This window comes from Azospirillum sp. TSH64, from assembly GCF_003116035.1.
GTDB lineage: Bacteria > Pseudomonadota > Alphaproteobacteria > Azospirillales > Azospirillaceae > Azospirillum.
The window spans coordinates 789,618-800,085 of the sequence record NZ_LGQW01000015.1; the positions used below are offsets into that span (position 1 = coordinate 789,618).

The window sequence follows — 10,468 nt, forward strand, 5'->3', positions numbered from 1 at the left end:
CGCGAGGGATGGGTATGATGAACCTGGAAAACCTGAAGGACTGGATCGGGCGCGAGGAGGAGAACCTCGACGTCGCCGCGGTGCCGCCGCTTCTGGCGCTGGCCGCCACGCTGGATTACGCGGATCCGCCCTGGCGATCCGGCGAGGTGCCGCCGCTCGGGCATTGGCTGTACTTCCTGCCGAAAGCCATGCAGGGGATGCTCGACCGCGACGGCCATCCCCACCGCGGCGGCTTCCTGCCTCCGGTGCCGTTGCCGCGCCGCATGTTCGCCGGCGGACGCCTTGAATTTCTCGCGCCGATCCGCCAAGGCGAGGCCCTGCGCCGGCGCTCGACCATCCTTTCCGTGGAGCCCAAGACGGGACGGTCGGGCCCCATGCTGTTCGTGACGGTCGCGCATGACGTCTTCGTTCAGGACGGTCCTGCGCTGCGCGAGTTGCAGAACATCGTCTATCGTGAGGCCGCGGCTCCCGGTGCCGCGCCATCAACCGACCCGGCCGACCCGGCACCCTCGGCCGTGTGGGAGCGGACCGTCGACGCCGACCCGATGCTGCTGTTCCGTTTCTCGGCGCTTACTTTCAACGGCCATCGGATCCACTATGACCGGCAATACGCCGAGGTGGTCGAGGGATACCCGGGGCTTGTGGTTCATGGTCCGCTGATCGCCACCCTGCTGATGGACCTGTTCCTGCGTCACAACCCCGGCGCCCGGATCTCCACCTTCCAGTTCCGCGCGCAACGGCCTTTGTTCGACGTGCAGCCCTTTACGCTCTGCGGAACGCCGACCCCGGACGGGGCATCGCTGTGGGCGCTCGATCCCGCCGGACGGATCGCCATGCAGGCCGAACTGGAGGCCGCGTGATGCCCCGCCGCAGCTGGCTGTTTACGCCCGGCACCAAACCGGAGCGCTTCACTCGGGCGGCCGAGGTCGGTGCCGACGTCGTCATCATCGATTTGGAGGATGCCGTTGCGGCCGGCGGCAAGGCCGCGGCACGGACCGCAGCGATGGACTGGCTGTCCCAGGCGCCGGATGGCCATACAGGGCGTGCATTGCGCATCAACGCTCCAGGCACGGCGTTCGGGCTTGAAGATATGCTGGCCCTCCTGCACTCCGGAGCGCAGCCCGACGCGATCATCGTCCCCAAGGCCGACTCGCCAGACATCCTGCGCTTGCTGGACGGGCTGTTGACCCAGGCGGGAAAGACCGCCCGCCTGATCGCTCTGATCGAGAGCGCCGGAGGCGTGGAGAAGGCCGAGGCCATGGCGCGCGCCACTCCGCGCCTCGATGCGCTGTTCTTCGGGGCCGCCGACTTCGCCGCCGATCTCGGTGCGGACTGCGCGTGGGAGCCGTTGTTGCTGGCGCGCAGCCGGGTGGTCCAGGCGGCGGCGCTCGGCGGGCTTGCCGCCATCGATTCACCGTACTTCATGCCGGACGACGATCCCGGACTGCGCGCCGAAACGCATGCATCCATCCGCCTCGGCTTTGGGGGCAAGGCGGCCATCCATCCAAGGCAGGTGGCCGTCATCAACGAAGCGCTGACGCCGAGTGCGGAGGCCGTGGCGGAGGCCCGCCGCATCCTGCTGGAAAGCCTCAAGGGCGTCGGCGTCGTCTCCGGCCGCATGGTCGACGAAGCGGTGGCACGCAAGGCACGGCTCGTTCTCGCTGCGGCTGGAGAGACGGCTGTGGAATAGAGGCCGGGAACTCCAACCGGAGCCGGTAACGAGACAACGGACCGTGGCGGTCGCCGTGCAGGGCGATGCGCGATGCCACGGCCATACCCATACGGAATTAGGGAGGGATGCCGAGTTGAGCAGGGTGCTGGTGCCCGTCAAACGGGTGGTCGACTACAATGTGAAGGTCCGCGTGAAGGCGGACGGCTCGGGCGTGGAGACCGCCAACGTCAAGATGTCGATGAATCCCTTCGACGAGATCGCCGTCGAAGAGGCGGTCCGCTTGAAGGAAGCCGGCAAGGCCACCGAGGTGGTCGCCGTCTCGATCGGCCCGGCCGGCGCCCAGGAGACGCTGCGGACCGCGCTGGCGATGGGTGCCGACCGCGCCATCCTGGTGCAGACGGATGCCGAGCTGCAGCCGCTCGCCGTCGCCAAATTGCTCAAGGTGCTGGTCGAAAAGGAAGCTCCGCAGCTGGTGCTGCTCGGCAAGCAGGCCATCGACGACGACTGCAACCAGACCGGCCAGATGCTGGCGGCGCTGCTCGGCTGGCCGCAGGGCACGTTCGCCTCCAGGCTGGTGCCGGGCGAGGGCAGGCTGACGGTGACGCGAGAGATCGACGGCGGTCTGGAGACCATCGAGCTGGCGCTGCCGGCGGTCGTCACCACCGACCTGCGCCTGAACGAGCCGCGCTACGCCTCGCTGCCGAGCATCATGAAGGCGAAGAAGAAGCCGCTCGACACACTCACGCCCGACGCGCTCGGCGTCGATGTGGCGCCGCGTCTGACGACACTCAAAGTGACCGAGCCGCCCAGGCGCAAGGGCGGCATCAAGGTGGCCGATGTGGCCGCCCTCGTGGACAAGCTCAAGACGGAAGCGCGGGTGATCTGACATGACGATCCTGATCCTGGCCGAACACGACAACGCGTCGCTCAAGACCGCCACGCTGTCCGTCATCGCCGCCGCCCGGAAGATCGGCGGCGAAGTCCACGTCCTGGTTGCCGGGCAAGGCGCCCGCGCCGCGGCAGAGGACGCGGCCAAGGCCGACGGCGTCGCCAAGGTGCTGCTGGCCGAGGACGCAATCTACGCGCATGCGCTGGCCGAGCCGCTGGCCGCACTGCTGGCAAGCCTGGCGCCGGGGTACGGCCATGTGCTGGCGGCGGCGACCTCCACGGGCAAGAACGTGCTGCCGCGCGTGGCGGCGCTTCTGGACGTGGCGCAGATTTCGGAAATCACCGCGGTGGTGTCGCCGGACATTTTCGAGCGGCCGATCTATGCCGGCAACGCCATCGCCACGGTGCGATCGGCGGATTCGGTGAAGGTCATCACGGTGCGCAGCACCGCCTTCGATCCGGTGGCGGCGACCGGTTCGGCGCCAGTCGAGGCGCTGGCGGCCACGGCCGATCCGGGGATGTCCAGCTTCGTGTCGGCGGAGCTGTCGAAGTCCGAACGGCCGGAGCTGACCTCGGCGCGGGTGGTGATCTCCGGCGGACGCGGCATGCAGTCGGGGGAGAACTTCCATCTTTTGGAAGCGGTCGCTGACAAGCTGGGCGCCGCGGTCGGTGCGTCGCGCGCTGCAGTGGATGCGGGGTATGTGCCGAACGACTATCAGGTCGGGCAGACCGGCAAGATCGTGGCGCCGGATCTCTATATCGCCGTCGGCATATCGGGGGCCATCCAGCATCTGGCCGGCATGAAGGACAGCAAGATCATCGTCGCGATCAACAAGGACGAGGAGGCGCCGATCTTCCAGGTCGCCGACTACGGCCTCGTCGCCGACCTGTTCGCGGCAATGCCGGCCTTGGACGCCGCCTTGTAGGGGTGATGCCAACCCTCCGTCAGGTCCGAACGGCTTCCGGATGTGCTCTTCTGGTCGGGATATCGTGATGCATGCCTCCCCCTTTCGCAAAATTCTGGTCGCCAACCGGGGCGAGATCGCCATTCGTGTGCTGCGTGCGGCTACCGAACTCGGGATCCCGACCGTCGCCGTCTTTGCATACGAGGACCGTTTTTCACTGCACCGCTTCAAGGCGGACGAGAGCTATCGGATCGGCGAGGGCAGGGGACCCATCGAGGCTTATCTCGACATCGACGCCATCATCGCCACCGCCGTCCGCACCGGCGCCGACGCCATCCACCCCGGCTATGGCTTCCTTTCCGAGAACCCGGACTTCGCCGACGCCTGCGCCGCGGCGGGCATCACCTTCATCGGTCCGTCAGCCGACACCATGCGCCTGCTCGGCAACAAGGTGGCGGCGCGCACCCTTGCCGTCTCGGCCGGCGTTCCCGTCATGCCCGCAACGGGCGCACTGCCCGACGACGTTGCCGGCGCGGCGCGCCTTGCCGCGGAAATCGGCTATCCCCTCATGCTGAAGGCAAGTTGGGGCGGCGGTGGCCGTGGCATGCGCGTCGTCGAGACGGCTGAGGACCTTCCGGATCTGGTCGCCGCCGCCCGGCGCGAGGCCCAGGCCGCTTTCGGCAACGGCGAGCTTTACCTTGAGAAGCTCGTCCGCCGCGCCCGTCACGTCGAGGTGCAGGTTATGGGCGATGCGTACGGCACGCTCGTCCACCTGTTCGAGCGCGACTGCTCCGTCCAGCGCCGCAACCAGAAGGTCGTCGAGCGCGCCCCGGCCGCCTACCTGACGGCGGTCGAGCGCGCCGCGCTGTGCGACGCCGCACTCACGCTTGCCCGCGCTGCCGGCTACCGCAACGCCGGCACCGTCGAGTTCCTGATGGACGCCGACACCGGCGCCTTCTACTTCATCGAGGTGAACCCGCGCATCCAGGTCGAGCACACCGTCACCGAAGCGGTCACCGGCATCGACCTCGTGAAGGCGCAGATCCGCATCGCCGCCGGGGCCCGCATCGGCGATGCCGGGAGCGGGGTTCCGGCCCAGAGCGACATCAACTTGTCGGGTCACGCCATCCAGTGCCGCATCACCACCGAGGATCCGGACAACAACTTCGTCCCCGACCACGGCCGCATCAGCCTGTACCGTGGCGCCAACGGTTTCGGCATCCGCCTGGACGGCGGCACGGCCTACTCCGGAGCGGTGGTCACTCGGCACTACGACAGCCTGCTGGAGAAGGTGGTCGCCTGGGCGCCGACCCCGGACGAGGCGATCGCCCGCATGGACCGGGCCCTGCGCGAGTTCCGCATCCGCGGCGTGACGACCAATCTCACCTTCCTTCAGGCGCTGATCGCGCATCCGGAGTTCCGCGCCGCCACCTGCACCACGCGTTTCATCGACACCACGCCCGAGCTTTTCCGCCACCCGCCGCTCCGCGACCGCGCCAGCCGGCTGCTGACCTACATCGCCGACGTGATGGTCAATGGCCATCCCGAGCTGAAGAGCAAAGCCGTTCCCCGTCCGGCACAGCCGAAGCCGCCCGCCATGTCCGCGGACGCGCCGCCGCCGGGCCTCAAGCAGCGCCTGGAGTTGGACGGGGCCGACGCCCTGGCCCGCTGGGTGCGCGAGCAGCGCAAGGTGCTGGTGACCGACACCACCATGCGCGATGCCCACCAGTCGCTGCTGGCCACCCGGGTTCGAAGCCACGATCTGCTCGCCGCGGCGCCGGCTTATGCCCGGCTGCTGCCGCAGCTGTTCTCGGTGGAGTGCTGGGGCGGCGCTACCTTCGACGTGGCCATGCGCTTTCTCAAGGAGGACCCGTGGGAGCGCCTCGCCGGCCTGCGGGTGGCGATGCCGAACCAGCTGCTGCAGATGCTGCTGCGCGCGTCGAATGCGGTGGGCTACGCCAATTACCCGGACAACGTGGTGCGCCACTTCATCCAACAAGCGGCGTCGGGCGGCGTCGACGTGTTCCGCGTCTTCGACAGCCTGAACGGGGTCGAGAACATGCGCGTCGCAATCGACGCCGTTCGCGGGACCGGGGCGATCTGCGAGGCGGCCCTCTGCTACACCGGCGATCTGCTCGATCCGCGCCGGCCCAAGTACGACCTGAAATACTACGTGGCCCTCGCGAGGGAACTGGAGGCGGCGGGCGCCCACATCCTCGGCATCAAGGACATGGCCGGCCTGTGCAAGCCGGCCGCTGCCGCTCTGCTGGTGCGCACGCTGCGCGAGGAGGTCGGGCTGCCCATCCACTTCCACACCCACGACACCTCCGGCGCCGGCGCGGCCAGCGTGCTGGCTGCGGTGGAGGCCGGGGTGGACGTGGTGGACGCCGCCATGGACAGCCTGTCGGGGTTGACGTCGCAGCCCCCCCTGGGTTCCATCGCCGCGGCGCTTGAGCATACGGCGCGCGACACCGGCCTTGACCGGCGGGCGATCACGGTGCTGTCCCAGTATTGGGAGCAGGTGCGGCGATGCTATGCGCCGTTCGAGAGTGACGTGCGTGCCGGTTCGTCGGAGGTCTATCGGCACGAAATGCCCGGCGGCCAGTACACGAACCTGCGGGAACAGGCACGCGCGCTCGGTTTGGAGGAGCGCTGGGATCAGGTGGTCGAAGCCTACGCCACGGTGAACCGGTTGTTCGGCGACATCGTCAAGGTGACGCCGACGTCGAAGGTGGTCGGCGACATGGCGCTGATGATGGTCGCCGGCGGGCTGGGCGAGGCGGATGTGCTCGACCCGGCAAAGGAGATCGCCTTCCCCGATTCGGTGGTGCAGTTGATGCGCGGCGAGATCGGCCAGCCGCCGGGCGGCTTCCCGGACGCTTTGCAGCGCAAGGTGTTGAAGGGCGGGACGCCGCTGCCCGGCCGGCCCGGTGCGCTGATCCCGCCGGCCGACCTGGAGGCGGAGCGCGCCGCGGCGGAGCGTGCGGCAGGCCATCCGGTCGATGACCGCCAACTCGCCTCATACCTCATGTACCCGACTGTGTTCACCGACTACGCCAGGCACCGCGCGGTTTATGGTGACGTCGGCGTGCTCCCCACCCCGGTATTCTTCCACGGGCTGGTGCAGGGCGAGGAGGTGTCGCTGTCTCTGGAAGCGGGCAAGACGCTGGTGGTGCGTTACCTGGCGATCGGGGAGGCCGACGAAGCCGGGCAGCGTGCAGTGTTCTTCGAACTGAACGGGCAGCCGCGCACGATCGAGGTACAGGACCGCTCGGTAACACCGGCGCGGGCTGGACTGACCAGGGCGGAGAACGGCAACCCCGCCCATATCGGGGCGCCGATGCCTGGGCTGATCACCGGGATCCTGATCCGGCCGGGCCAGCGGGTCGAAGCCGGCGACGCGCTGATGTCGCTGGAAGCGATGAAGATGGAGACCATTGTGCGCGCCGATCGCCCCGGTACGGTCGAGCGCATCGTGATCGAGCAGGGATGGAGTGTCGAGACCAAGGATCTGCTCGTTGTGGTATCCGATTGAAGGGGAACTGAACCGCACTAGTACTACAGCCGGTCTCTATCGGTTTGTGTTCGGCGTTTCCAATGAGACCAGCGTGTCCGCTGTTGATGTCGTCTTCGCCATATGGACCAAGCGACAGCGACGGTGGGGAGGAGTTGCCGGCCGGCCAAGGCTGCCAGGAGGGTGCGGATCTCGGGCACGGTCAGGGGGAGAAGGTCGGCGGTCAGGTCGAGCCGGTCCTCTCCCCTCAATGGCCGTCGTGCGCACGACGGTGAGGAAGGCCAAATCCTGCCCCCCGCAACCACCGACACTTGACGCCCCGGTTCGAATGAGCCGGGGCGTTCGTGCGTCTGGGAATTGCGCATCTGAGCAGCGCCTTCGCAGACCGCCAGGACGCCGGCCAGCTCGCCGTGCAAGTCCGCATCCAGCCCCATACCGGCAGGGGAGGGCGTCAGGACGACGCGGTCGATCATGATCCGCACGACGTCGGTGCAAAAAGGTCGGACTGGTGGCGGTCTGGAGGGCGAGCAGGTATAGAAGCGGCCCGCTGGAGCTGATGCCGTACAAGGTCAATGAGCCCCGCCGCCATAAGATCCCGAAGGCCCGGTACCGTGTGGAGAACTGGGCGGCCTACGATGAGGCGCTGCGCCGGCGGGGCGAGTGGCACCTGGAGAAGCATGGCGGCACCGCGCGCCGATGCTGGAGCAATTTGCACCTGGCCGTCGCTCCCGCCACCGGCGAGATCCTCGCCTCGGCGTTGACGGGCAACGAGGAGGGAGACGCCCCACTGGTCGGTCCGTTGCTCGACCAAGTCACAAGGCCCTATCGGCGCGGTCCTGGCGGACGGCGCCTACGACGGCGAGCCCGTCTATCGTGCTGTCGCCGCCCACACACCCGACGCCGAGGTGATCATCCCGCCGCGCGCGACCGCCGTGGTGAGCGACACCGCCGAGAGCGCGCCAACCCGGCGCGACCGCCACATCCTGATGATCAAGGAGCGTGGTCGGCTGGGCTGGCAGTGAGCTGTCCAATACGGCAGGGGATCGTTGGTCGAGGCGGCGATGCTTCGGTACAAGGTTTTGATCGGACACAGCCTGCGCGCCCGCACTCTGCCCGCACAAAAAGCCGAAGCCAAGGCCGCCTGCGCCGTCATCAATCGTATGACCAGCCTCGGCATGCCAACCTCCCGGAAGGTCGCCTGATCTCCATCGCCTCTGGGCGAAATCCGTCAGCAAACAGAGTTCTGCACCAAAGTCCGGCCGCCCCATTCATGCCGTCATCATGCCGGGATCCACCGCTGGGGCCATCGCCTCGGCCATTGCCAGCAGGTTGGCGTCGGCGAAGCGCGGCGCCACGAACTGCACCCCAACCGGCAACCCATTGGGGCCCTGCGTGCAGGGCACGGCCACACAGGGCGCGTGCAGCACGGTCCAGATGCCGTTGAAGATGTGGTCGCCGGTGGTGTGCAGTCCCTTGGGCGCCTCGCCGGGAGCCGCCGGGGTCAGGATCACGTCGATCCCCTCGAACAGCCCGGCGAAGCGGGCGCGGCATAGCCCGGCGACGTCGTAGGCCTCGGTCAGGGTCCGTGTCGTGATCCCCCGATTGTGCTCGCAATGGTCGGCCAGTTCGGGATGCAGCCGGTGGCGGTCGCTGAGGTGCAGGTCGAGAAAGGACGCGCGCCCCTCGCCGCGGCGGATGACGTCCTGCACTTCGGCCAGGGTGGCGAACTCCTCGGGCAGTTCGAAGGGCACGACGATGGCGCCGGCCTGTTCCAGCCGCGATGCCGCCAGATGGAGCGCCGCTTCGCCGGCCGGCTCGATGGACGACCACACCGGCGAGCGGCACAGCCCGACCCGCAGTCCGGCCAGCGGCACCGGTGCGGTCGTTCCCATTCCCTCCAGACGGTAGGCTTCCGCCATCAGCGCGAGATCGGCGACCGAACGGCCGTACCAGCCTATGGTGTCGAGCGACACCGCGTAATGCTTGATCCCCTCGCGGCTGACCGCACCCCAGGTCGGCTTCATGCCGTAGATGCCGTTGAAGGACGCCGGGCGGATGTGGGACCCGCCAGTCTGGGTGCCGAAGGCGAGCGGCACATGGCGGTCGCCCACCGCCGCTCCCGAGCCGGAAGAGGAGCCGCCTGGCGTGTGGTCGGGGTTGAGCGGGTTGCGGGTCGCCGCCTTGCGCCCACCCGACGCGAATTCCACCGTGTCGGTCTTGCCCAGCAGAATGCCGCCCGCGCTGCGCGCGATGGCGACGCAGGCGGCGTCGCGGCCCGGCCGATGCCCCTGGAAGATCGGTGAGTTGTGGGTGGTCGGCATATCGGCGGTGTCGATCACGTCCTTGACGCCGAAGGGCAGGCCGTGCAGCGGGCCAACGGCCGACGGGGCGGCGACGAAGCGCTTGTCGGCCTCGCGGGCGGCGGCAAGCGACAGGGCGGGGTCGAGGTGAATCCAGGCACGGATCCCGGGGTCGCGCGCATCGATCCGCTCCAGGCAAGAGCGCACCAGCGACTCGCTGGTCAGCCGACCCTCGCGGATCGACCGGGCGGCCTCGCTGGCCGAAAGTTCATAGGGTTCCATGACGTGCTTCCTTCGGTGCAGAGGGAGAGGGCGCAGGGGAGGCGAGGGCGATCAGGGCGCCGGGCGCCGGCGGTGATGGTCGGTGGCGGCCTGGAAGGCGACGCCAGCGCGGAAGACCAGCGGTTCTTCGAACCAACGGCCGACGATCTGCATTCCGACCGGCAAGCCATGCGCGCCGAAGCCGCAGGGCACTGTCATCGCCGGCAGGCCGAGCGCGCCGAAGCCATAGGTGAAGCGGCTGACCGCCTTGGTCGCTTCGATCATGTCGGCGGCGTCGGCGATGGCCGGGGCGACGATGGGGGTCGTCGGCGTCACGATCAGATCGACCCGCTCGAACAACGCCCGGAACCGCAGCTTCCAGGCGGCCAGCCAGCGCCGGGATTCGGCGTATTGCACGCCGCTGACCGGCAGGCCGAGCCTCAGGCGGCGCAGGACCTCCGGGCCGATGGCCTCGGGCGCGGTTTCGATCCTGTCCAGGTGGTATTGGGCCATGTCGGCGACCAGCAGCGAGAAGCCGGTGCGGGCCTGGGCCACCTCGGCGTCCTCGACGGTGACATCGACCAGCGTGGCCCCGGCCCGCTCCAGCACTGCCAGCGCCTCGCGCAGCCGTTCGGCCACCGCCGGCTGGAGCCCCTCGAAATAGAAGTTGCGCGGCACGCCGACGCGCACTCCGGCAATTCCGTCGCGCAGCGTCGGCAGGAAATTGCCGAGCGGCGCATCCACCGAATTGGGATCCTCCGGGTCATAGCCGGCGATGGCCGCGAAGGCGCGGGCCACGTCGGACACCGAATAAGCCAGCGGGCCGATGGTGTCGAAATCGACGCTGCACGCGATCGAGCCGGTGTTCGGCACCCGCCCGACGCTGGGCCGCAGCCCCGTCACGCCGCACAGTGCGGCGGGAAAGCGG

At 68.7% G+C, this 10,468-nt stretch carries 7 protein-coding genes and 2 pseudogenes; 6 read left to right on the plus strand and 3 right to left on the minus strand.

Features of this window, described 5'->3' with window-relative positions; all coding sequences use genetic code 11:
• Positions 1-14 precede the first annotated feature (14 nt).
• The 5 genes from TSH64_RS04985 (at position 15) to TSH64_RS05005 (ending at position 7,000) form a co-directional block, all read left to right on the plus strand.
• Positions 15-860, plus strand: a complete 846-nt coding sequence (locus tag TSH64_RS04985) for a MaoC family dehydratase N-terminal domain-containing protein (RefSeq protein WP_247872761.1) — start codon at positions 15-17, stop codon at positions 858-860.
• Positions 860-1,690 carry an aldolase/citrate lyase family protein gene (locus TSH64_RS04990; protein ID WP_109095817.1) on the plus strand — a complete coding sequence of 277 codons (831 nt, stop codon included), beginning with the start codon at positions 860-862 and terminating at the stop codon, positions 1,688-1,690. Before TSH64_RS04985 ends, TSH64_RS04990 begins: the two co-directional genes overlap by 1 nt.
• 115 nt (positions 1,691-1,805) lie before the next feature.
• Positions 1,806-2,558, plus strand: a complete 753-nt coding sequence (locus TSH64_RS04995) for an electron transfer flavoprotein subunit beta/FixA family protein (protein WP_247872762.1) — start codon at positions 1,806-1,808, stop codon at positions 2,556-2,558.
• Position 2,559: 1 nt separating this feature from the next.
• Positions 2,560-3,486: an FAD-binding protein gene (locus tag TSH64_RS05000; protein WP_109095818.1), complete on the plus strand. Its 927-nt coding sequence runs from the start codon at positions 2,560-2,562 to the stop codon at positions 3,484-3,486.
• Positions 3,487-3,553: 67 nt separating this feature from the next.
• Positions 3,554-7,000, plus strand: a complete 3,447-nt coding sequence (locus TSH64_RS05005) for a pyruvate carboxylase (RefSeq protein WP_109095819.1) — start codon at positions 3,554-3,556, stop codon at positions 6,998-7,000.
• A 36-nt stretch (positions 7,001-7,036) separates the two neighbouring features.
• Here TSH64_RS05005 and TSH64_RS36195 read toward each other — a convergent pair.
• Positions 7,037-7,264: pseudogene (locus TSH64_RS36195) on the minus strand (IS701 family transposase); the annotation flags it as partial.
• Positions 7,265-7,535: 271 nt separating this feature from the next.
• On the opposite strand from TSH64_RS36195, the pseudogene TSH64_RS05015 reads away from it, so the two are divergent.
• Positions 7,536-8,181: pseudogene (locus TSH64_RS05015) on the plus strand (transposase).
• A 66-nt stretch (positions 8,182-8,247) separates the two neighbouring features.
• On the opposite strand, the gene TSH64_RS05020 reads toward TSH64_RS05015, so the two are convergent.
• Positions 8,248-9,561 (minus strand): amidase, encoded by a 1,314-nt coding sequence (locus TSH64_RS05020; RefSeq protein ID WP_109095820.1) that lies wholly within the window; start codon positions 9,559-9,561, stop codon positions 8,248-8,250.
• A 51-nt stretch (positions 9,562-9,612) separates the two neighbouring features.
• The coding region (locus tag TSH64_RS05025; RefSeq protein ID WP_146208113.1) for an amidase at positions 9,613-10,468 on the minus strand (856 nt) is incomplete at its 5' end.